Annotated in this window: 29 protein-coding genes; 2 read left to right on the top strand and 27 right to left on the bottom strand. The window is 42.3% G+C overall.

Features of this window, described 5'->3' with window-relative positions:
• From NST38_RS08350 to NST38_RS08240, 23 genes are all read right to left on the bottom strand, one after another.
• The gene (locus NST38_RS08350) at nucleotides 1-393 is read right to left on the bottom strand and encodes a hypothetical protein (protein ID WP_076252607.1); all 393 of its coding nucleotides are present in this window, start codon (nucleotides 391-393) and stop codon (nucleotides 1-3) included.
• Nucleotides 394-556: 163 nt separating this feature from the next.
• On the bottom strand, nucleotides 557-967 hold the full coding sequence (locus NST38_RS08345; protein WP_076252609.1) for a hypothetical protein: 411 nt from the start codon (nucleotides 965-967) through the stop codon (nucleotides 557-559).
• Nucleotides 964-1,410 (bottom strand): LytTR family DNA-binding domain-containing protein, encoded by a 447-nt coding sequence (locus NST38_RS08340; RefSeq protein WP_047842163.1) that lies wholly within the window; start codon nucleotides 1,408-1,410, stop codon nucleotides 964-966. Before NST38_RS08340 ends, NST38_RS08345 begins: the two co-directional genes overlap by 4 nt.
• 171 nt (nucleotides 1,411-1,581) lie before the next feature.
• Nucleotides 1,582-2,082: a hypothetical protein gene (locus NST38_RS08335; protein WP_076252611.1), complete on the bottom strand. Its 501-nt coding sequence runs from the start codon at nucleotides 2,080-2,082 to the stop codon at nucleotides 1,582-1,584.
• A 25-nt stretch (nucleotides 2,083-2,107) separates the two neighbouring features.
• A complete protein-coding gene (locus tag NST38_RS08330; RefSeq protein WP_076252614.1) occupies nucleotides 2,108-2,611 on the bottom strand; it encodes a DUF4188 domain-containing protein in 504 nt (167 codons plus the stop codon).
• 33 nt (nucleotides 2,612-2,644) lie between these two features.
• The gene (locus NST38_RS08325) at nucleotides 2,645-3,097 is read right to left on the bottom strand and encodes a hypothetical protein (RefSeq protein WP_076252615.1); all 453 of its coding nucleotides are present in this window, start codon (nucleotides 3,095-3,097) and stop codon (nucleotides 2,645-2,647) included.
• 106 nt (nucleotides 3,098-3,203) lie between these two features.
• Entirely contained in the window at nucleotides 3,204-3,881 is a 678-nt protein-coding gene (locus NST38_RS08320; protein ID WP_076252618.1) for a hypothetical protein, read from the bottom strand.
• Nucleotides 3,882-3,931: 50 nt separating this feature from the next.
• The gene (locus NST38_RS08315; RefSeq protein ID WP_076252619.1) at nucleotides 3,932-4,312 is read right to left on the bottom strand and encodes a hypothetical protein; all 381 of its coding nucleotides are present in this window, start codon (nucleotides 4,310-4,312) and stop codon (nucleotides 3,932-3,934) included.
• A 41-nt stretch (nucleotides 4,313-4,353) separates the two neighbouring features.
• Nucleotides 4,354-4,818: an NUDIX domain-containing protein gene (locus tag NST38_RS08310; RefSeq protein WP_076252621.1), complete on the bottom strand. Its 465-nt coding sequence runs from the start codon at nucleotides 4,816-4,818 to the stop codon at nucleotides 4,354-4,356.
• 69 nt (nucleotides 4,819-4,887) lie between these two features.
• Complete coding sequence (locus NST38_RS08305) at nucleotides 4,888-5,370, bottom strand: hypothetical protein (protein ID WP_083684639.1); 483 nt, start codon at nucleotides 5,368-5,370, stop codon at nucleotides 4,888-4,890.
• A gap of 238 nt (nucleotides 5,371-5,608) precedes the next feature.
• Nucleotides 5,609-8,320 carry a YDG domain-containing protein gene (locus NST38_RS08300; protein ID WP_076252623.1) on the bottom strand — a complete coding sequence of 904 codons (2,712 nt, stop codon included), beginning with the start codon at nucleotides 8,318-8,320 and terminating at the stop codon, nucleotides 5,609-5,611.
• Between the two features lie 740 nt (nucleotides 8,321-9,060).
• Nucleotides 9,061-9,582 (bottom strand): GNAT family N-acetyltransferase, encoded by a 522-nt coding sequence (locus tag NST38_RS08295; protein ID WP_256720086.1) that lies wholly within the window; start codon nucleotides 9,580-9,582, stop codon nucleotides 9,061-9,063.
• A 442-nt stretch (nucleotides 9,583-10,024) separates the two neighbouring features.
• Nucleotides 10,025-10,519 carry a cysteine hydrolase family protein gene (locus tag NST38_RS08290; protein WP_076252630.1) on the bottom strand — a complete coding sequence of 165 codons (495 nt, stop codon included), beginning with the start codon at nucleotides 10,517-10,519 and terminating at the stop codon, nucleotides 10,025-10,027.
• 67 nt (nucleotides 10,520-10,586) lie between these two features.
• Nucleotides 10,587-11,297, bottom strand: coding sequence for an AAA family ATPase (locus NST38_RS08285; protein ID WP_076252632.1), 711 nt, complete (start codon nucleotides 11,295-11,297; stop codon nucleotides 10,587-10,589).
• Between the two features lie 20 nt (nucleotides 11,298-11,317).
• Nucleotides 11,318-11,578 carry a DUF962 domain-containing protein gene (locus NST38_RS08280; RefSeq protein WP_076252634.1) on the bottom strand — a complete coding sequence of 87 codons (261 nt, stop codon included), beginning with the start codon at nucleotides 11,576-11,578 and terminating at the stop codon, nucleotides 11,318-11,320.
• Nucleotides 11,579-11,705: 127 nt separating this feature from the next.
• A complete protein-coding gene (locus NST38_RS08275; protein ID WP_076252636.1) occupies nucleotides 11,706-12,719 on the bottom strand; it encodes a bifunctional glycosyltransferase family 2/GtrA family protein in 1,014 nt (337 codons plus the stop codon).
• The gene (locus NST38_RS08270; protein WP_076252638.1) at nucleotides 12,716-13,729 is read right to left on the bottom strand and encodes a phosphodiester glycosidase family protein; all 1,014 of its coding nucleotides are present in this window, start codon (nucleotides 13,727-13,729) and stop codon (nucleotides 12,716-12,718) included. Before NST38_RS08270 ends, NST38_RS08275 begins: the two co-directional genes overlap by 4 nt.
• A 294-nt stretch (nucleotides 13,730-14,023) precedes the next feature.
• Nucleotides 14,024-14,980 (bottom strand): radical SAM protein, encoded by a 957-nt coding sequence (locus NST38_RS08265; protein WP_076252640.1) that lies wholly within the window; start codon nucleotides 14,978-14,980, stop codon nucleotides 14,024-14,026.
• A gap of 169 nt (nucleotides 14,981-15,149) precedes the next feature.
• A complete protein-coding gene (locus NST38_RS08260) occupies nucleotides 15,150-15,782 on the bottom strand; it encodes a hypothetical protein (protein ID WP_076252642.1) in 633 nt (210 codons plus the stop codon).
• 29 nt (nucleotides 15,783-15,811) lie between these two features.
• Nucleotides 15,812-16,387, bottom strand: coding sequence for a GNAT family N-acetyltransferase (locus tag NST38_RS08255; RefSeq protein WP_076252644.1), 576 nt, complete (start codon nucleotides 16,385-16,387; stop codon nucleotides 15,812-15,814).
• Nucleotides 16,388-16,468: 81 nt separating this feature from the next.
• Nucleotides 16,469-17,125 carry a pyridoxine/pyridoxamine 5'-phosphate oxidase gene (locus NST38_RS08250; RefSeq protein ID WP_076252646.1) on the bottom strand — a complete coding sequence of 219 codons (657 nt, stop codon included), beginning with the start codon at nucleotides 17,123-17,125 and terminating at the stop codon, nucleotides 16,469-16,471.
• A gap of 41 nt (nucleotides 17,126-17,166) precedes the next feature.
• Nucleotides 17,167-17,781: a histidine phosphatase family protein gene (locus NST38_RS08245; protein WP_076252648.1), complete on the bottom strand. Its 615-nt coding sequence runs from the start codon at nucleotides 17,779-17,781 to the stop codon at nucleotides 17,167-17,169.
• A 128-nt stretch (nucleotides 17,782-17,909) separates the two neighbouring features.
• On the bottom strand, nucleotides 17,910-18,416 hold the full coding sequence (locus NST38_RS08240; protein WP_076252651.1) for a DUF2569 domain-containing protein: 507 nt from the start codon (nucleotides 18,414-18,416) through the stop codon (nucleotides 17,910-17,912).
• Nucleotides 18,417-18,781: 365 nt separating this feature from the next.
• On the opposite strand from NST38_RS08240, the gene NST38_RS08235 reads away from it, so the two are divergent.
• On the top strand, nucleotides 18,782-19,726 hold the full coding sequence (locus tag NST38_RS08235; protein ID WP_076252653.1) for a hypothetical protein: 945 nt from the start codon (nucleotides 18,782-18,784) through the stop codon (nucleotides 19,724-19,726).
• A 19-nt stretch (nucleotides 19,727-19,745) separates the two neighbouring features.
• On the opposite strand, the gene NST38_RS08230 is transcribed toward NST38_RS08235, so the two are convergent.
• Entirely contained in the window at nucleotides 19,746-20,039 is a 294-nt protein-coding gene (locus NST38_RS08230; protein WP_036610457.1) for an RNA polymerase alpha subunit C-terminal domain-containing protein, read from the bottom strand.
• A 77-nt stretch (nucleotides 20,040-20,116) separates the two neighbouring features.
• Here NST38_RS08230 and NST38_RS08225 point away from each other — a divergent pair, with 77 nt between their 5' ends.
• A complete protein-coding gene (locus NST38_RS08225; RefSeq protein WP_076252655.1) occupies nucleotides 20,117-20,938 on the top strand; it encodes a DUF2785 domain-containing protein in 822 nt (273 codons plus the stop codon).
• A 136-nt stretch (nucleotides 20,939-21,074) separates the two neighbouring features.
• On the opposite strand, the gene NST38_RS08220 is transcribed toward NST38_RS08225, so the two are convergent.
• From NST38_RS08220 to NST38_RS08210, 3 genes are read right to left on the bottom strand one after another with little or no spacing between them, the layout of a single operon-like run.
• The gene (locus NST38_RS08220) at nucleotides 21,075-21,668 is read right to left on the bottom strand and encodes a DUF4304 domain-containing protein (RefSeq protein WP_076252657.1); all 594 of its coding nucleotides are present in this window, start codon (nucleotides 21,666-21,668) and stop codon (nucleotides 21,075-21,077) included.
• 58 nt (nucleotides 21,669-21,726) lie between these two features.
• On the bottom strand, nucleotides 21,727-22,236 hold the full coding sequence (locus NST38_RS08215) for a DUF4275 family protein (RefSeq protein ID WP_076252659.1): 510 nt from the start codon (nucleotides 22,234-22,236) through the stop codon (nucleotides 21,727-21,729).
• A gap of 2 nt (nucleotides 22,237-22,238) precedes the next feature.
• A complete protein-coding gene (locus tag NST38_RS08210; protein ID WP_076252662.1) occupies nucleotides 22,239-22,823 on the bottom strand; it encodes an NUDIX hydrolase in 585 nt (194 codons plus the stop codon).
• Between the last annotated feature and the right edge of the window lie 160 nt (nucleotides 22,824-22,983).

The following is a 22,983-nucleotide window of genomic DNA, read 5'->3' as shown; positions in this document are numbered from 1 at the left end:
TCACCCCGTTTCTTGAACAGAAATCTCTACGTTCTTTGCCAAAACCCAACCACTCAATCCATACGAGGATGAGATCACCATGTACTTGTAATTCTCTTCTATCAGCCGAGTTTGCAATTCGTCATAGGAATCATAACTGGCAGGCCACCCCTGACCCATCCCCGATTCTAACAACTCTCGATTATAAGGGATAAAATGCTCTATTTCCCACTCATCCAGATCCAAAATAATGCTGCCATGCAGCGGTGTATCAAACGCATGGGCCATTACACCAGAGAATAAAACATCCATATTTTTCGACACATCATGACTTGAACGAGTACGCATCCTGATTCTTTTGTTCTCTAAATCAACTTCGTAACTTAATATGATGTTGTCATGCAAACTTGGCATAGTCCCCCTCCTTCCATACCTTATAAATCCGAATCAAACACCATAATATTATTTATAGTGTGAGACCCATTCCGCGTTGGAGAAATTAACAAAATCATACGGTTCTAGGCTCCAATCCGTACAGCTGCAACAGTTCTTCCTCGTTCATATTTGTTCCCCTTACCTACTTGAGAATGTTGTTTAACTCTTCCGCTTTTTTCCTGCTATCCATTCTAGCATAAAAATAAAAAGCGATGACGTGTAGCACGATAGATAATAACCACATGCCGGGGAACCAGGGAGCGATGAATTGGAACATGTCTACCGAGAATAACCATACCATCGCCATACCTCCTGCAATATTGAATGTGGAAGAAATGACGATATTCCATACCGGTTTTAACGTAAAATAGTTCCACAGTATGTTATACATCATTCCAAACAACAAAGCTGCAATAAAAGCAATACCCGCTATGTTCCATAAATAGGACATCTGAATGGGCAGATCACCAAAGAATATTGTAGCCAAGAACGTGATCCATAGCGTCATTATAGTGAATACTTGAAAAAAAGAATTTCTAAGTTGAGTAATCATGATAATTTCCCCCTAAAGTTTTTAATATAAAATCGGCTGACGAAGTAACTGGAGCTATCGCTCAGGTCTACCTTAATTCGAGCTTGGTCTGTTGCAGAGAATGCGGTGATGTACCGCGTATTGATGATCGTTTGATTATTTATTTTTACAAAATGAAGGTCATCCAGATCCTCTTCTACAAATTTCAGACGTTTATGAAGCAAGTACCTCTCACCTGAGATCACCCGGACACAGCACATCCGATCCTCTGATTCAAAGGCAACCACTGAGCTCAACTGGATCTGTATATTGCGATTATTCTTGGCATGGATGACCGTTAATTGAGTTTCCGATTCACAGATTGCCTTCTGAATACGGTCCCACTTCGACTTCTCCGCAGGATGGGTTATGACCTTGGCTAACCTTTTTTCAACTGTCGTGTCCTCTTCAAAAATGACTTTCATGTGTTTGCCCCTCCTCTCACAACTCATATTACAAGCATAGTTACGGCAATCCCACTGTATTGCGTTTTGTTGCATGATTTTGCAAGTTTGTTGCATCGGTACTGCATAAATACTAAAAAGAACCACTCCATGGGAGCAGTTCTTTTAATATAAGGAGGTGCTACGTTAACCTTACTCAATCTCCAGATACATATCCCGATTTTGCAGGATCATCTCATTCATATGTGTAATAGCTGCTTGCGCCACGGTCTGATAGGTGTCATATAACACCTCTGTTCTCTGAAGCAAGATTGGGTCCTTATCCAGATCTGTTGCCAGCACCTCAAGCCACTCTTCACCCACTTTATTTTTGTCCGTAATGAGACTTTCAATCTGTTCAAGTACATTAACCATCTCATCTAAATGAAAAAAGTGCATCCCATTTTTTATTCCATTCCAGCTTTTGATCTCAATGATGTTATATGCCGAAAACCAATAAAATTCTGCCAGACTTTTCGTGTGATTGTGATAGGAATAGAACAGAAATAAAGCTTGTTGCCCTTCGTGTAACATTCGGTATATCTCTGTTTTGGCTGCCATATCTCTGCCCCGTACCGAAACAAGCATTGGTTCAATACACAGCCAGCTAAGTTGCTTTGAATATATATCTTCTGGTCGAAGTTTAGCCTTCATAACATGCCCCTTTCTTTTTACCTATTTAAGGATTCTCTGGTACTTCCACGGCCGGGTCATTCTCTCCGCCCATTCTGCGTCTGGATGTCTCCATTTTCCCTGTCGAAGGCACATGGTCAGAAGCTTTAGCTAATCCGAATTTGGGCATGTTGGCGTATATGGTCTCGAAGGAACCCGACTGAGCCTTGTATGTTTCATGATATATCCCTACTGTTCCGTCAGTACCAATGGATCGGTTGAATTTTTTCCAAGCTTCCAAGTGTAATCCGCCTCGTGCGTATTTCTCCAATTCATCGTAAGAGCGCCAGTATTGTAGTAGCGTCACCCCACGCCAACTTATAAAATACTCTGTACTCAGAAATCCAGTCTCCGGATTCATATACAGTTCTTTAATCATCGGTCCCATGGACTTAAAGACAGGCAACCATTTGTGTATAGCCCACAGACGATTGATCCTCATTCCGATGATAAAAACAACAAATTCTCCCTCAATCTGAGCGGAGTATCTTCCCTTATGTATGTTCACCATGTCACCCCTCCTTCTCGTCAAACACATTCGATTTCATCGGATCTGGACGACCCTGCCTATCCGCTCATAGGCATTCAGGGGAAATTCAAAACTCCACCGTTTGTGATATTCCTCCGGTCCCATTTCCTTCATTCTGCTTAGTTCTCTGTAAAATAGCTTAGTCAACTTGACCAAGGATAACTCCTCAGACATAAGCAATCGCCCCTCTGTAACGGCTTCCGTGCTAAAGTTATCACTCATCTCATACACCATGAATTGAACGATTACCTGCGAACGTTTCTTGATCCAGAAGCGATATTCTCCAGGTTCGGTCTGCATAGTCATGGTTACCTCCGTGGCTCCTTTGTGCAATGCAACGAATTGACGTGCTATCTCATCCACCGCATCCGACAAAAAAGAAACCGGAATCTCAATCTGTTCTCCCTGATCAGGTTGAACCAGGATATCCAGCCATCCGTGCGGTTCAAGCGTCATAACGATGTCCATGTCCTTCCTCCTTTATGTGATTCTATGATGCAAGATTAACTGGAAACCTACTTTCAGATATAACCGCTGTGCCGCAATATTTCCTGCATTTACAGCTAAAATAATCTCATTGATCTTCGAATGCAGCATGCGAACGAATTTGTGCAGTGCCTTCATTGCTGCGTAAATCTTCATACACATTCCATTTTGTATACAATTCTTTTAGCGCTAACGCCGTTTTATGTATGAACTCTTCCATAGCTTCCATGGATAACATATTTAAATCACCCAAAGGTTCGTTGTCAGGGTTAACTAAAAACTCCAGTTTTTCTTCCCTATACTGATACACTTCGGATTCCAGCAATCCACCTAAATCAAATGCTTTTCCCACGTTCAGCTCATTTAACCATTCATGGGCCCCTTTCCAATTCTGTAGAATCATAAACTCTAACTTTGTGACATCCTGTGTATACACGCTTCTTCCATTGGGGTGGACTTCATATGCAGGATACATATCGAATGTCCACACGCGATCCGTATAGATATGGGCGATGTAACCGCACAGATATTGCAGGAATTTGGGATCACTATAAGCTAACTTCTTTTGGGTTTCAAAAAAGTCTTTAAGTTCTTCGTCTGTTGCAAATCTTCCTGCCTCCGGCATGAGGTGGGTTTTTGCCTTTTCTGTACGAAGATTAGTTCTTACATGGATCGAATCAGGAGCAAGGCTCCCCAATAACAATTCAGGGGATGGCTCGGATATCAACTCGGATGCAATTGCAAAATGTACCATCGGCCAAGGCAATGTAAAAACTCCTTTCTTTATTAAAAGGCTCAACTATGATGTTCTATGACTTACAAAGCTAAGTGCTCACTCTCTTGCACATGTATCAATTCAATATCCTCACAATAAAATCCTAATATTCCGTCCTCATAGTCTTCAACGTAATATTTCATCGGATGATATCCGTGGTCTTTCAGATCTTTAATCTTAAACCCACTGATCTGAACTAGAACACCATGAGGCTTATAATGAAAACTTTCAATATTAGTGAATCTAAGAAGTAATTCATATGTAACATTTAATAATTTTATTAAAAATGTAATATCTGCTATCGAAATATTTTCATAATATTTGTCTTGTTTTATATACAGATTCAACCCAGCAACCCACTCCAAATTTTGAACAGAAAATGCTGGGATAAAAGGTTGAATTATTGCCATGTTTTTCACCATAATCTAACCTCTATTCATTTTGGGCTATTATATTTACGCAATTACTGGCGTAGCAATTTAGACTCTCCTTGCTTCAAATCTACAAATATAGGCTTCTGCACATTGTTAATTGTGGAAATATCAATCTCATCCAGGCTTTTAAAAACAAGCTGTAATGACTCCTTCTGTTCATCTTCAAATAAAAGAGTTAATTGATCATCACAGAGTTTTCCTTCCAACTCCGCAATAACGTCAAATAAAAACATTACAAATACTACTTCATTTCCATCCGGATACGTATAGTGCATCCTCTCGCCCGTATAGATGGAGGCCAATTCATAAGAATTCACCTCAAGCCCTGTTTCCTCTTTCACTTCTCTAATCATGGTTTCTTCGATTCGTTCACCTGGTTCCATACCACCACCGGGTAATCCCCAATCTCCATAATCTGATCTCTTTTGCAGCAGAACCCTCCCCATATGATCTCGAATAATAGCTCCACCCGTAACTACAATACGACTAGTCATTATTCTTGCTCCTCTCTGTTGGATTACTTCAACAGCTTACGATTTTAATCAGGAACCTTTTCTATTGATTCATATTCCAAAATGTACAATACATTTCCCATTTATCTCAGCGTACTTTGCCATGTTCGCAAGCTTGTTTAATTCGTTGATTAATTCAACTTTGTTGTACACGAGTTTCTCGTAACTGCCCTTCTGTTCTTTCCCATCAACACAGTAACTCCCTGTTAGAACAATCGGATCCGTCGCATGGCTGAATAGATCCATCCAAGCCCGAATCAGTTGATGAAACTTCAACAAAACATCCTGCTCTTCAATAACGGTTAATCCATAGTTGTTCAGTCCACTACATCTCATACAGGTAGATGGATTCCATGTATCCAACCAGCAAAGGGAATCATAGATGTACGCAATGAATTCGTCTTCCAAGGTCGCATGATTCTCTGTGGTTAATCCATTTCCATGTATCACGCCGTTAGAGTCCCAAGAATAGAAAGTATAGATATCTTCGTTTACTTGCGATTTGTTTTCAATAACAAAATGATGCTTCGACATACCCGCACCTCCGTTACAGTTCCCCATGCTTCAATATCTGTTCAATCCTCTTAATTCATCATAACCCATGTATTGGTAAATGCGAAATCATTTTGAGCATTGAACTCTACCATTTATATTCTACTCTTTTCAGAAAATCAAAAAAGCCTCCACAGTCTTATTCGACAGTGGAGACTCTATTAGCATCTATACCTTCATCAGAAAAGTCACTAATGAAAATGGTCTTCATACATAAATATCAGGGTGTAGCAGTAATCTCCCCCGTACCAACCGTCTGAGTTGCTGGGGCAATATAATTTCCTGCATCAAGCCCTGTAAGAGTATACTTAATTGTTATTACTTTACTGGTACCAACAGCTGCATTATTGTATGTCGCTACAGCATTTACTTGTACGTCATCCCCATAGATCACGTTAGTTAATACTCCTGGTGTTACATTTGCTGCAAGAGTTCCGTCATATACTTTGGAGAGTATTAATGTCGGATCCGTGATCATCAATTGCTTTGCAGTGATCACACCTGTATTCACTTCGATACTGGTTGGCGGTAAATAATTTCCTGCACCATTACCCGATAGAGTGTACGATACGGTTATCTTCATATTTGTTCCTACATGTGTATCATCATAAGCTCCTGAAGCACCTACCGTTACGTCTTCCCCTGGACAAATTCCACTACCTGGACAAGCCCCTTCTCTAGAACCCGCTGCTACATTTGATGCTAAAGTTCCGTCATACTCTTTGGAAGTTGTTATCAGGTCTAGGATAATCCCAGTATGTCCGGTGTATTGTACATAAACAGTGTAATTCGTATTATTAGCTGGAGCAATATATTTGCCACTATCCGTACCAGCTATTGTGTAAACCACAGTTACAAGTGCCGAATTAGGCGGGGAAGTTGTATCATATACCGCCTCTGCACTCACCGTCACATCCTCACCTGGAACAACCCCAACTAAGGAACCGGAAGATACGACTACCGATGAATCTCCATCTGTCTTCTCAATAACAGTCAACATCGGCTCCCCGATCGTCAACTGTGCGGCTGTAATGGCACCTGTCTGGATTATATAGTTTGCAGGCGCAATATACTTGGCCGCATCCGCTCCGCCCAACGTATAAACTACAGTTATTGTTTTACCTGTGCCTATTATTGCATCATTGTAGGTGGCTGCTGCACTCACGGTTACATGGTCTCCAGCAGCAACTCCGGTTAGTGAATCTGCTATTACTGTAGCCGAAGACGTTCCATCGTACATTTTCTCGGTTGAGAGTACTGGAGTCGAAACGGTTAACTGATTTGTACCAATCACGATCTCTGCCGAAGCCATCGATATATTGTTCGCGAGATCAACGGCATATACGACATACGTACCTGAAGCTAATCCCACTGTATTAATTGTGGCATCTAAGTTTGCTATCACAGACTGCTTCTTGCCTAACAATCCTGCAACAGATTGATTTAAACTTGTGATTGTTTTTGGTGTTGCGGAAGGAACCAAATACAGATACCCATTTTCATTGCTTCTACCCACCACAGGATCTCCACCTGCAATATGACCACTCGTTACATTGGACAGAGTAGGAGCGATTGTATCCGTTCCTCCAGTGGAAGGTGAAGTCACAGGAGCAGTTGGAGTAGCTGGAGTCACTGTATTTATGACTTTATCCAACAGTCGAATTGTAGTTTCAAAAGTCGTACCACCTTTAGCAACGGAACTCAGCGTCACCTTTTCAATAGTACCCGTGCCTAGAATTTTAGCGACTGCATCTAAGAAAAGGTTTACAATCGTTGCATCCGTGCCTAAGTTAAGAGTCGTCCCCGTTGCTGTAACTGCTACGATAACGTCCTTAATACGGCCTTCAGGAATATCCACCTGAACCCCACTGCCTTTAATGATTAAGGAATCAAATGTTCCTTTCAAACCTACTTTTGAACCCGCAGGTAACCGCTCGGATAATGTAATCTTGCCGAAGCCATTCCCCGTAATATCCGTTTCTTGTAGCGTAGCAGGGGAGTGAATGGTTACTTCTCCAACTGTCGTTGAACCTTCTACAATAATGAGAACGGGTCCTTTTTTCTTATCAACAATAAGGGTAGATGTTACGGTATTTTTTAAATAGATGGTACTAACGCCCCCACCCTCTACCCGTGTCACACCTTTAATCGTAACATTCGTAAGGTGTACATCTCCTTCTTGGATACCTTCACTAAATAATAGGTTTCCTTTGATGATCATATTCTTCAATTTAACCCCAGCCGTGCTAATGAGCACATCCCCATCAATGGTCTGCGTCCCCGCCTCAGGGCCATATGTTCCAGCTAAGCTGTAATCCGTTGCTCTTGCATTCACTGAACGATCCAGCGCAACGACTGCTTCAGCACGAGTGATCGGTTTATTCGGATTGAAGTTATTATCGTAGCCCTGTAAAATCCCTTTAGCCACTATAGCATCTACCGAATTTTTAGCCCATAAGGCTATCATATTGGAATCCGTAAAGTGATTTCCAGTACTAGCTTCATTCGATAGATCCAGAAGATCATTGATAATAACTGCAACTTCTTGTCTAGTAATGGGTTTATTGGCACCGATTGTACCGTCCCTATAACCCTTTATGTATCCAGCTTTTACAGCTTTGGAAACCTCAGCATATGCCCAGTTAGATGAAGTAACATCCTTGAAGGATACAGATGCTGTTTCAGTAAATCCATATGAACGATTAACCAATGAGAAAAACTCTGCTCTTGTTATGGTATTGTTCGGTTTAAAGCTGCCATCTTCATAACCATGAATAAAACCTTTGTCGATCCATTTCGTAATTTGGCTTTCTGCCCAGTTTCCCTCGATGTCTGATGCCGAAGATTCGGCGGCACCCAATACTACATTAAACGATGAAAACAACATAACTGTAATCAATAGAGTGGTCACAAGCTTTTTAGCACAATTCATGATATTAGTCCTCTCACTCATAGTATGATTACTGGATCTTACTCGCTCAACTTATCACAAAGATCAGCAATAGTATACATAAAATACTGACCATGAAATATGGCTACAAAACCCAGTCTGTTAAAGAGTTTAGAGCCCAACTTTCGGTGCATACAGTATACATTTTTCTACTCCTCCCTATCACATCAGAACTGAAATATAACAAAAAAAAGGACACCTCGTTGTCGTATCCATAGGTATCCTCGTTTATTAAATTAGGTAGTAAACTAAAGTGCTGAATCGTTAGTTTCCTCAATGCTCACATTCATAAAATCCTTCGTCTAATCAGAAATGCTGTTCCTTCTTCTCGGTACATCTCTATAGATTCATTGGTCACATGATCATGCCTCAGTGCTCCCATATAATCTGTTCCAGGTTTGTTCGATCTATAATCTGAATCAATCGTGTAGATATTGAAGTGCACCTCATCTTCATCCTCTGACACATCTGTTATATCAAAAAGTGCAATCACTTCATCTTTACCAAGAAACCTAAATGGAGAATCCTGACGCTCTATAATATAAAATGGATATGTGATGTTCTCTATCTGAATGAATTTCTGGTAATCCCTTAAGCTCCTCGGGTATGAGATCCATATACTGTCTAGCTACATCTTCTGCCTGGAATACACCCGAAACCCACTTCAAACTCCCCTTGGTTGCTACGATAATGAACATACTAATCACCTTCTAATTTAAATATTATTTCTCTCTTTCACGCACAAAAGTCTGGGACAAAATCCGGTGGCTACCAGCGATGTTGTCAATTTCAATGTTATATTCAGACTCAGTATATTCTATCTGATGTTGCTCATAATATTTTTTCCAGAACGAAACTGCTGCCGCATTATTAGCAAGCTGTTCCACTTTGAATGTACCCTCAAATTGAGCAAAAACCAAGTCAACCGCTTGGGCTGCCAGCCCCTGTCCGCGATATTTTTTGACCAAGAACAGCTCTTGCACGGTATAATCCACACCTTCCGGCACATATGGAGGTGAGCAGACCAGTACGAATCCAATAACCTTTCCTTCATACTGAATCAAAAACGGATGTAATTCATCGCGTTCCAGATATAGATAGGTGTTCGTTGGATCATATTTCCCCTCTTCAAGTAGATCCTCGCCAGAAAATTCGGACAGATCATATAAGTACAAGTTGTACAGGTTGAGGAACAATTCCTTTTGTTCTGCCAAAATACTCGTAATTTGTACATTCATCTTCATTGCACATCTCCCTCAGTTAATGAGTTGGCTAGTGGTCCATACATGACATTACCGATGTCCACAACGAGTTTGCTGTGCCCTGTTCTCAATATATTCTTTCAACCACAGCAGATATAGGCAAAGTTTGGTTTAAACCATGGAGTAACCTTACTTTCACAGTGGACATGAACATTTGGACAAAAAAAGACTCCCTAAAGAGTCCGATTATTGGTCTTGTCTTTATTTTTCACCAAATATCCATTAGCACTTAGCTAATAATTATCGAATTATATAGGTTCAACTAAACTTTTTACACAAAAACGGAGAAGACAGAAATAACCTGAAGAAGCGGAGCGTTCGCCTTTATCACCGGATTTCCCCTTTAAAAAGGGAATCAAAAAAATCTGGGGATAACAGCGATCGGAAGGTTGTTCTGTCATTGGAGTGCTCAGTGTAAACCTCTTTAGTTGAACTTATATAGATAATCAACCACAGGATATGAGATCACATTGCGATCTCTGTACGTTGAAGTCACTGCTTCGGGATGTGTGCTAAGAATTCCATTTTGCAACATCACCGGCCGGAAACCTCGCTCCATCGCTCCGTTGTAGGTGAATAGAACACATTCCTCTGCGGCAAAACCGGCGATGATCACCAATTCAACTCCATGACTCTTCAACACCTGCTCCAAATCGGTCTGCCAGAAGGCATTGGAGGCTTCCTTGGTAACGGTGAGATCCTTCTCATTCACGTCCACCTCGGGTATGATGCGATACTCATCTGACACTGCCTCCTCCATGCCCTCCACATCCTGCACGTGAACGACCGTATGATCATTCGAACGCAGCACATTAGCCACATGGTTAATGTACTCACAGGCATGGTCTATCGAAGTCTGATCCATCTTTTTCCGCACAATACTCTCCTGCATATCAACAATAAGCAAACCTACTTTCATCCAATCTCTCCTCATAAATAAATTTCATGTCGCATGGTTGAGTGACTTCCCTTGTTAAACTGAGAACTTAATCTTTAAATAATTCATTCAGCATCCGGTCGCGGTTCTCCAGAAAGCTGCGAGTAATCTGATAATGATCGGTCTCCTCATAGGCTACCTCTTGAATATGGCTATCGTCAAAACTTAAAATCTCTGCCCCCGGATACCCCAGTAAAATGGGTGAGTGCGTCGCAATAATAAATTGTGAAGTGCCCGACAAATCATGAAGGATACGCAATAAGGAGAGCTGCCTAGCTGGAGATAAAGCGGCTTCGGGCTCGTCAAGCAGATAGATGCCTTTGGAACTGAAGCGATTGACGAACAGACTGAGAAAAGACTCCCCATGTGATTGTTCATGTAATGAACGCCCGCCATAATATTGAAGCGATGCCGGCATCTGATCGACATGTGATGCGAATTGATAGAACGATTCAGAGCGCATGAAGAAACCATTCGTTATTTTGGGTAACCAGGCCAGCCTGAGATAATTCCCGAGCGAGGATTCCGAAGCATGTGTCTCATAGGTATTATTCCTGCCGCCCCCTGCGGTATTGAATCCACATTGATGAGCGATGCCTTCGAGCAGCGTAGATTTCCCAGAACCATTTTCACCTACAAAAAAAGTAACGTTATTCGTGAGCTCCAATCGTTCCAAGGACCGGATCGCGGGGATGTCAAAAGGATATTGGTTCCGATTCTCGATCTTGGCCGACAGGAGTTCCACACTTCGAAGATACATAATCATCCTCCCACATTTATTTATATAAGTTCAACTAAAGAATATTTACAATTATGAGGATAACGAAAAGCTGCGGGTTTATTGCCTTCATAATAGAAGTGCCCCATCCAGGATAAAGCGTAATGGGTGACAGCGAGTAGGAGCGTGACTTTGATATCAATAAACAAAAAAATCCATGCCACAAACGCCGACAAAAACGCGAAGTAATGCAAAATGCGGTTTTTCCGATCCTGATGCTCCTGAAGATAATAACGCAAGTCCTTGCGCACACGATTCAACATCAGTCCACATCCATTTCACCTAAAATAAGGCTCCTTATATCCCACTCCATCGTAACCTATTTCGGGGTACATATGAAACCGTTTCAACCAAAAAAGAGCAAGCCAGTGGCTTACTCTCTCCTCAGAGTTAATAGACAAATCTGCGCTGTGCCCAATAGCTGAACAGGAAGATGGATACCTCGGTCAGCAGCTTAGCTGCGAGCAGCGGGATAATTAATTTTTCATTATAAAAATACAATAAACCGTAGTTTAATAACAGCACCAGTAGGACAAGTGAGAAGTATTTGGGCAAAGACTGCCGAACCTTAGAGGTTCGTCCAGCGGAAAATACGTACTTTCGATTAATCGTGTAGTTGAAGATGGAGCTGCACAGCCTTGCTGCGACAACCGACAGAAACAGATTATGCGTCAAATACTGGATGACGAACAGTAATCCAAAATCAATCAGTGCCGATAGCACCGAAGATGTGCTGAACATCAGGATTGGCATATAGATCCGGAACGAATCTACCAGTGGGCGGAAATGAGAGGACTCATTGTGATCCAGATACACCGTATCAATAAACTCCTCCGTAATCTCATACCCTTCCTTGTGTGCCGTTAACAACATGTTCATCTCGTATTCAAACCGATCCCCGGGAATCTGGTTCAGCCAGTCCAGCATGGAGTAGGGAAAACCGCGTAGACCGGTCTGCGTGTCATATACTTTGGTACCTGTTGTGAGGGAAAAGACCGCCCTTGTGACTGTATTGCCAAACCGGCTACGTGCTGGAATTTTACCACTGAAGCGACGGCTGCCGAGTACAATTCCTGTTGTGGTTTGTGCGAGTAGCACTTCGAAGATACGCTTAATATCATGTGGCAGATGCTGTCCGTCACTATCTGCGCACACTATACCGCCCTGAGGTCCATACTCCTTAATATACTGAAAGCCAGTCTTCAAGGCCCTGCCCTTACCCAGATTGACGGGATGTGTCAGGACCGTACAGCCATACGCTTCTGCCGTTTCAAAAATTCCACGGTAACCGGGGCCACTGCCATCATCCACAATCACAATGGGTCCAAGTTTAAAGGTTTGCAGTTGCAAAACGAGATTCAGTAAACGCACATCGGGTTCATATGATGGAATTAATATCGTCATGATCCTTGTCCCTCCGTCAGATATAAAATGTCACTTACGCCACGTTCCTGGTTACGCCCCAGCGGGTTATTGACAACTCTGCCCATAAAATACATGGTGGATGAACCGCCACCATCCAGATTGTAGGCCTCGGTTGCTCCCAGACCTTTCATGACATCAGCCAGTTCTGCCAAGGTCATGCCTCGGCTGTTGTCCTGCCGTCCGTCCACCACCACAAAGACGTAATGATTCGGAGCAATCATGCCAATCGCTGTTCTTGGATTTGTATCCTGGATGGAGCGGTTGCCAAAGTTGTTATCGATTTTCACACTGCTAAAATCACTGACGATCTCGCCATTTTGAATCAGAATGGGCCCAAAGGATAGTGTATTGGTTGCACCTTCAGCCAGCAGTTCCGAGGAAGAAATTTCATTCTCGTTATATGTTTTCATCGTACCGTCGTTGAATAGGGCAAGTGCATCCCGCGTTGGGCTGTCCCGGTACAACGTTCCATTTCGGATAATGACACCATCATCACGGAATCCGTAGTAGTCACCATTAATGGCCAAGATCGCATTATTGGCAGCAGCAATCTCTGACGTATTCTCGGTGATGTTCGTTCCAAAACTGTTGTCCGCTAGCGCAGTTCGCAGGCTGCTTGCATCCGTTAGCTGAACATCGGCGACATAATACGCAATCTGATCCGAGCCTGATCCTGTCTGTACCTTTTCAATACTGACTTTCATATCATCACTCGAATAATTCCAATCATCTGACGTTGCATTCACTTCAGTCGTAGTGGTCGTAGTACTGCTGGAATCATTGGCGTTGCCCGTTGCTACCGTTGCCGTGTTCTCATCCGCCACAACCACCTGCACATGCCGGATCAGGTAACGGTCAGCCAGGCTGTACAGGATTCCACCTACTGCAAGCACGATGACAAGTGTGATGATGAGCCATCTGTGCTTTCTTGGAGAGATCGGTCGTTTATGTGGTTCTTTCCGGGTTGGTTTCTCATCAATCTTTATCATGTGAAGCTCACCTCTTCATCTAAGTTCTTAAGGCCATATTAGGCTGGGTAGCTTAAATGAATCTGAAACCATATCAATTGAACTAAAGAATATTCACACAGACACTACGATGATAGAACAACCTTCCAATCGCTGTTATTGTGTAAATGAATAGTTCAATCAAAAAAGGCCATCCGTTTTCCCATTGAGGAAATCAGATCACCTTGATTTTCAATCTATATAACCCTAAGGCCACTAATATCGTGTACATATTCGTTCAACATTCATATCACATATCTTCAACAGGTCTTCCTGTTATGCATCTGCAAAAAGAGCATCGTACGCGGGACAAGGCCGCTTCTCCAGGAATTCCGTTAACGCCGGGGGCTGCTGAGCGTAAATATCCTTCAACGACGTTCCAGTATAGATGTTGCCAATCACAACAGGATGGCATAATTCACAGATGAGAATATCCCCGTTGCCGTGCAGATGCAGCTGTTTCGTGCCATCCACACAATTAGAGAAATACACACCAGGTTGTTCGCGCAAATTCAACTGTTCAGCGAACCGATCCATACAGGTGAAATAGAGCGTTGTATCTGGCTTTTTATGTTTAATTAATTCCGTAACAGATCGAACAAGGGACTCTTTGGATACAATCTGGGTCCAGTCGGTATGCGGCATCTTAATACTGTTCTGGATCTCATGGATGCGCACACCCAGATCATACACCTTATCGCTAATGGCCTGCATGTTCGCTTGGTTACCCTCAAACAGTAACGTTTCCAGCACCGTCTCCAGACCAGCTTCCGTACACATATGGATATTCTGCTCCAGTCTCTCATACATGCGAGGATGCACGTGGTAGTACGTAGCATACGACTCCGCATCCGTATAATTGAACGAGATATGAATGTTGGACAAGCCTGCATCACGCAACGCCATGATTCGTTCTTCAGTCAGCAGACTGGCATTACTGTTCAATTGTGTATCGATGCCATGTGCCGCACAGTACGTCACAATCTCCAGGCAATCCTGATATTTCAGAGTAACTTCTCCCCCTGACAATCGCACTCGCTTGAGACGAGGAAGCTCACTAATAATACGGATGACTTCCTGACTATTGATGCACGCTCCATCATCCCGATTGTAGGCGCAGCAGTAGTCACATTTATAATTGCAGTTCGATGTCACTCCCACTTCAAGCCCTTCTAGCTCATATACGCCGGGGGTTTCCAATTCGAGTGATTTATATTTGTTTTTGGTCGTCAATTCGTTGTACCTCCTGGTTCTTTCATTCAATCCACATTTGGATAACTTGAAGATTATAGCGGAAGGCACCAGGTTCAAGATATGACATTATGTACGTTGCTTGCTGAAAACAAAAATAAAACCCATTTCCTCAATGATCGGGAGTGATGTAAGGTAATCCCATAATCCTCTATTGTATGTCATCCTTGTTGAACTCAGGATTATAGGCAAACTCATGGCTCGCCAGCATAATGAATGACACACGACCCTTTTGATCAAAATTCATGGACAACCCTTTCATGTTCTCAAATCCTCCTTCCAATATTGCATGATCAAAGGACGGTATGACATGGTAATTACCTTGTTTATTTTCCTCCATGACATATGTAATACTTTTTACTTTTCCTTTTTTAGTATCTATAAAAGCTTTTTTGCCGTATTTTTGGAAGACCTCCTGAACTGTACTTCCATAACCTATCCCGCTTGGCGTTTTGTACGTTTTGAACTTTGCCGGGCCATCAATCATAATGCCATCCACAATGCCATCTTTGTAATGAATTCTCATATCTTTGTACTGATAGACATTCGTGTAGTAGTAATAATCCACGTGGAGTCCAAGTTGCTGCTCAACCTCTTCACGAGTACTTCCTAATTTAATCGTAATATCTTTGGATTTAATCTGAAATTGGAATTCATCCTCAGTAAATATCTTTGTTGCATGAGATGCAGGAGGTTCTTTTGAAACGGCATTACGATTGTATGTCACTTCTGAGCTACTTAAAAAAGTCATGAATAACATAAGATACAGAATTCCTTTGTTCATCCTCGATCGCCCTTTCAAAAATACGTTCTTTATTTAACACGAGTATAGAAGTCTTCTTTTACGATAGCATACATCTTCAGATCTTGAAGCTCATTTTTTACCTTCATGTATTTCCTCAGCACACCTTCGAATTGCATGCCTGCCTTCTCCATGACCTTGGCAGAACCTGTGTTTTCCACTAAACATCTGGCCTGGATTCGCTCGAGCCCCATTTCGTCAAATCCAAATCGGATGATTCGTTTCACTACTTCAGTCATGTAGCCTTGATTCCAATATTGATCAGATAACACATATCCCAGCTCAACTCTCCTGTTATCGCTATCACACCCTAGATAGTTACAACTACCGATCAGCCTCTTGGTGTGTTTATCTTCAATCCCCCATGGGCCTATTAGATCCGTCTCATAGCGACTCATGACAAAATCTAAAAAAGCTTTGGTGTCTTCTTTGCTCTGATGCGCGTCCCAGGTGGTGAACTCCGATACAGCAGGTACAACGCAGTAACTATACATATCCTCCAGATCATCATAGGTAAGAGGTCGAAGTAACGTCCGTTCGGTTTCCAACATGGGAAATGGTTTGAAGAAACTTTCAATCGTTTTCATAGATTTATCCTCCCTCAGATTGTTAGGAAAAAGAAACACACAGCAGTTCGGTCCGTGTTGCCTAACTCACCTGTTGTACAATCAAGGCCACAATCTGAGTGTCTTCCACTGCCCATCTTGCTTTACATATTGGACTCGTACATGCTTGCGCTCCGAATCTCCCTGCCAAAACTCCACCTCTTGTGCATTCACGGCATATAGACGCCAATGAGGTGTAACAACACTGGGGTCACGTCTTATTTTTTCCTTCTGAGCTTCAATGGAACTATCCAGCACTTCCTCGCTATCCAAAACCTCACTCTGATGCCCTGTCATGGCAACTGCTCGCGCTCCAGCTGAACGTTTGCGGAAATCATCAGCACCCGCTTCATCTCCACAATCTTCGGCAATTCCCCTTATCCGAATCTGTCTTCCAAGGGAAGGCCAGTAGAAGGTGAGAGCCACATGAGGGTTCTCCTTCAACTGCTGCCCTTTTCGGCTCTCCGAACTGGAGGCAAAATAAAACGTTTCGTCAATTACGTTTTTCAAAATCAACACCCGCGCATCAGGATAACCGTCTTGATCCACGGTGGAGATTGTCATAGCATGAGGTTCTTTCACTTCGTTCTCAACCGCCAATCTCAACCAATCCAAGAATAGCTTCCCGGGCCGATCCGGCAACTGCCCCGTATCCCACGTTGGAAAAGGGCCGGATAAAGATTTTAAACGTTGCAACAGTTCAATTGGTTTATCGCTCATGTCATCGCCTCCGTCTTCTATTTAATCTATCATGAAAACAACTAATGTAGATGACTTAACACATTTGCACTGCTAAGTTTCCAACCATGCCTTCCCTTTTCAACGGTATGTACACTGGTGTTGTCCATGGGATAAAAGCTGGACTTATTGCTCCATTCCCTCTTCTCAAGCAGATAATACAGGATGTTAATCACTCCGCCGTGAGTAATTAATAGAACATTGGACTTGACTGTTTGGTCCTCTATATCTCTAAGAAGATTCTCGAAAGATATGCTTATCTGGTTATAAAAATCCCCTGGACTTTCTCCTCCTGGAAAAGGCGAATCCATCTCAAGGGTGTTGAAATAAATCCCTGGGTAATGCTCTTCAGCATCCTTATGGAGCATGCCTGCCAAATCTCCGTTATTCATCTCCCGCCAATCTTTCATTAAGCTAGCTTGCATGTTTAATTGTTTCTCAATTTCCCGTGTAGTCTGCACTGCACGAGGAAGATCACTGCTAATAATCGTATGTATGTTGTACTCCTCAGCGTAACGATGCAAATGCTCTCCCAGTTTCTTTGATTGAATATGACCCTGTTCCGTAAGTCCACGATCGCTCCATCCGCCTCGATACCCTTCCTCATCCATCCCATGCCTTACCAGATAAATCTTCAAGATCTCTCCTCCTTTTCACTTCTATAATGAACAATGTACCTTTACACTGTATGACTAGCCCGGCATATATACAATAAACCCGACCTCAGATAGCTTCTATCCAAGATCGGGCATTTCCTGCTTACCATTTATCTTACAAATGTGTTATGAACTCGCTCGGATTTGATAAAATAAGGAATCCAAATGGCACAAGTGATGACAGATTTAGCAATTTCTCTGATCGAGCTTCCATCTTCCAATTCTTTTGCTAACGGAATCTGGAGCAATAATAGGTAATCAATAATACCTACAATCAGACTGAGACCATAGAAGATGATCATCAGACGGGGTAATATTGCTTTCTTGCTATAAAACACAAAAATTGTATATACACTGAATAATAAAAACAGCGTATTGTACACCATCTCAAAAATAAGTACTGGACCCCATAATGGGTGATAATAGTCTGATTGTTTGGAAGTTAGCATTTCCCAAGTCTCAGTTGTGAATGTGGGTATTATCTGCTGAAATAATTGCACTGCAAGTAGAATTACCGTAACAAATAATCCAATCTGGATGAGAATCAGCCAACCACCCAATCCCGACACGCCTAGTGGACGGTAGTCTGTTTTTTGCTCTTGAATATGTGGTTCCACCTCGTAACACTTCCTTATGCAGTTTTGTTTTTCTGAGATGAGTCTTCCTCGTAATAGTAATAATGCAAATCGAATCTACGGGTGCTTCTATCCCTTTACTTCACGTGCGTTGTATGTATTTTCACACTCTCCTTATAGCGATCTCTCCGTCCTCCTCTCATATAGAATTTTACACAACTTCCTTATTGTACTACGAGTGTCAAGGACGAAGCAGCATTTTCAAAAGATCTTACTCATACGCTGCAAAAGCCATAGAAGACCTTCGCTATACTTCCGCCATGTTCAGTTTAGTACGTGAACGTCATAATCCTCTTATACAGATGCAGATGGTGACTCTGCATTTGACTACAAAGGAGGATATGGATATGCCCAATCCTAAAGTAAAACTTTTGCCTTTTGCCGACATTTCAAATTATGTCGAGGACTTCGATATCGTTTCCACCCAGTGGGGCGGTGATGGCCTTGTCTATGTGTTGTTGATGAATCAGATCCCCGAGAGAGAGCGAGGTATGTTCGTCCAAAGTAAATTGAAGCAAAGCTATACGTACAAAGTGCTTATTGTGACAGATCAAACTATTGAGGAAGTTGTCATCTGGGGGCAGACGTTCAATTATCATTACGTACAACCATTACATGATCATCTGCTGCTCGTCGGAGCACGGTGTGCGAATTACGGAAATGAACAATTTGATTTGAACGCCAAAGTGTGTGATTTAGACGGAAATACAATTCGCGAGTTTCTGTTGGGAGACGGTATCCAAAGTGTACAGGTCACAGAGCAGGGAACAATCTGGACCAGTTACTTTGATGAAGGGGTATTTGGTAACTACGGATGGGCCGATCCAATTGGATCAAACGGTCTGTTGGCCTGGGATGAGCACGGTAATAAAGTGTACGAAAACAGCGCAGCTGACATTGCAGATTGTTACGCACTCAATGTGGTGAATGAGAAGCAGATCTGGTTCTACTTCTATACCGATTTTGAACTCGGTTGTATCTCAGGGGGAACCAGTGAACCTAACGTAACATTTATGAATCCAAACATCTCCGGTTCCTCTGGCCTCAGTACGGATGGTTATCATTTCTTGTTCGATGCCGGGTACGGTAAACAAGGTACGTTTGTCCTTAAGAAAATGGAGAAGCCCGGAAGAATGAGCAAGGGGCAGAAGATTGATTTGCTAAATGAAGATGATCACCCCTTCAAGCAGGCACGACAGGATTTTCGCCAACATCGTCTGCTACTCAGTGAAGGTAACTTCTTGTATCGGGTAACGATGGAGGAGATTACTTCCGCTTCTGGTTTGGATTAGTGGAACAGCGTGAAGAGGGTTATTTCTTAAAAGACAATCCCTCTTCTTCCAAAGCGCTTCGCAGTTTGGGCATGGCAGATGGCCCGATTCCGTGAAGTTTCAGGATCTCTTTCTCCGTGTACTCCGCAAGTTGCAGTAGTGTTGTGATGCCTTCATTCTCCAAGGCCCGTCTGGCGGGAGCTGACAATAAGGCTAGAAATCCCTCTGTCGGTTTACGTTCAGCTTCGCACGTCGGACAGGTTGGGCAATCACTTTTTTTATAATACAAATGTCCTTGTTCGCATGTTCTGAGTGTTCCTTTATCGTTTGCCATGTGGGCATCACTCCTTATAAATTGTATAATATAACCAAGGCAACCTGAATGATAGTTTACTCATAGGAGTGTGTAGAATGGAATTAAAAGACAAGTTGTTATTAATAAAAGAGAATGACTACCAAGCACCTTCAGATATATTTCCATTAGTACAAGAAATGATACATAACATCGGTTCTTTGGATGCCCAGCTACGTGATGAATTAATTTACACAACCTTATCGAATTGGATTCCTGGTCATGCTCTGACTGTGTACGAACTAGAGCAAATCTTACCCGTAGTCTTGGATGAAAACCATTTGCATTTTAGACTTGGAGAAACAAATTCAGACGCTGTATTCACTCGATCTTTCTCTATGTTGGTTATATCGCTCTTTTTATCCAGGCATAGAGAATCACCATTTCTCTCAAAAGAACACATTCATCAGATAAAAGGGAACGTATTCTACAATGTACAAAAAGAGCGTGATTACCGTGGACATGACGAAGTAAAAGGCTGGGCTCATGCCATAGCACACGCAGCAGATGTTTTGGATGATTTAGCTCAATGTAGCGAACTAGATGAGACCGATCTCTTAACTATCCTCGACCTAGTTTATCAAAAGATAACCGTCACAGATCGCGTGTACTCCGATGGGGAAGATGAAAGAATGGTGAAATCCATCATTAGTGTCTTAAATAGAAAGATACTTAGTGAGACTTACATAAAGCAATGGATTCAACGTTTTGGTGATGTAGAGAAAGATGCAGAATTTCTTCCCGCGTTTAGGCAAAAGAATAACATAAAAAACTTTCTAAAGAGTCTATACTTCAGGATTAAATTTCACCAATTGGATGCTGATCTCGGTCCAACTATTGAGCACACGTTATATAAAGTAGAACCCGTATATTACTCATGATTATCAGTCCTTCCAAATTAACACCCTTATCTCAGACATATTATTGGAAGGAATCGCAATTTTAATTATTGTTAAATTCAGCTCCAAACAAATTGAAATTAGGTTATGAATTCGGCTTGTTTTCTTACCATATAACTTATAATCCGTACTCGGCAAAAACGGCTGCATATTTCTTTTCTAATATCGTCCAGCGCTTTTCGGCTCCGTATTTGGCGTGCAGTTGCTGTAAATAATGCTTGGCTTCTTCCGTATTGCCGGCTTTTAGCAGGAAGCGGAAGGTTACTTCGCTTAAATATAGCGCTGTCTTGTCCATATAATAATGGACTATATCTTTGGCCCCTGTTAGCGAGTGTAAGAATGACATACCCTCTTCCAAATGTGACACCAGTTCTTTCGATAAAGCGTCTGGATCGATATCAGGCGTTAAGGTATAGTGGGCCGGAGCGGAAGGGGCTATTTCTCTGATTCGGCAGGTAAAATGAGATGTGAACTCCAATATGTCTCCATTCAATCCAACGGAATGCAACTCCGCAAGTTCGGTGGAATGAACACCACAATTAACATAAAACTGGACTTGTCTACTGGTGTTATACTTTGCTCTTTGAATGTTGAACTTATATGCGAGGTTTCCATCCGCTTTGTAGAAATTCAGATTTTTCTTCGAATAGCCGTGTTTGGCAAATACGGGTTTGACGTCTGTTTTGATGATCTTCTTAAAAAGTTCCTGCATTGATATCACTCCCAAGGCAAAGTTTATTTAATTCGTTGTTACCCTTTTTTGTTCAGAATCATGCTTGTTCTATTTTATAAAAATAAGGGCCACACATGGATTCGTGCGTATACACGTACGTCCATGTAAACGCTCGGTCGAAGATATAGATATCCTGCTCCGAATCAAAATCCGCTGCAATAATCCGATTCGCGTTTTCGTATAAAAGCACCCAACCACCACTTTCATACATCACATATACTTCATCTTTCGGCTCGGCATTGAAAGCATCTCGTGCTTCATCATGTGTCAGACATTTCTGTTGTTCATAACTGAACATATGCCACTTGTACTGGCTATAATGGATAGACTCTTTGACCACATCATCGATATTATGGGCAAATACGCTGTCCCATTGCTGTACAATCCCTTCGGATTCCTCATACAGTTCGGATACGACAACCCCTTTATCCTGCAATTTCTCCTTGAACATATATTCCTGATGGATACGCTCAATCCCCCAATATGCTCGGTTCAGTTCCATTTCGGGTAACGCATCCAGCAGCTCGTTAATTTTATCTCGAATCATCATTACCTCCGTAAGTTATCTGGAATTATAATACCTGGGCCCTTGCCTGACTGTTTAGCTTCTTCTCGTAGCATATGAGCCAGTTTGTACATCTCCGCAATGTCATATCTGTTCTGTTCCTGGAATCTTCGGATTGCCTTATCAATCTCTACCACTTCCACCGCAACCACCTGCTCGCCATCTTCCGGATTCAGTGGATCACCGACAAGTTCAACATCTCCATATCCGATGATTCGTACAAAATGGGGATGCGGAATATGCGGCCGATACGGTTCCAAAGCACTGGATGTGCAATAGAATTGACCAAAGATCTGATAGGACCGCATGTTTGCCCCAAGCTCCTCCATCAGTTCACGCTTCAGTCCATCCATGTAATGCTCACCTGCTTCAAGCGTACCCCCAGGCAGCTCCCAGGCTCCATTATCCAGTTGGAAGACAACACATTGATCCCCGACAAACGGAATGATGCTAATATTACTCACCAGCTTTTCATCCACGATCTCGTTTAATCTGAACTCTGCCTCAATAATTCCCCAATGAATTGACGTACTCAGCGCCGGAAATAATTCCGCACTCAAGCTACTCATCCGCACCCGATCCTCTCTATTTAATTCCACTATTCTTCCAATTATAGTCGAAAACATAGAAAGAAGGCCACCTTCCCACCGGGGAATACGTGACCCTCTTCTTACGCTCTCTGCAATTAAGCCTTGGAACAGTGTTCTCTCCAGACTCTCAGGCCATTCT

This window comes from Paenibacillus sp. FSL H8-0104 (assembly GCF_038050215.1).
Lineage (GTDB): Bacteria > Bacillota > Bacilli > Paenibacillales > Paenibacillaceae > Paenibacillus > Paenibacillus amylolyticus.
Note: the sequence above shows the minus strand (reverse complement) of the source record. Positions and strands in the feature narration are given on the sequence as shown.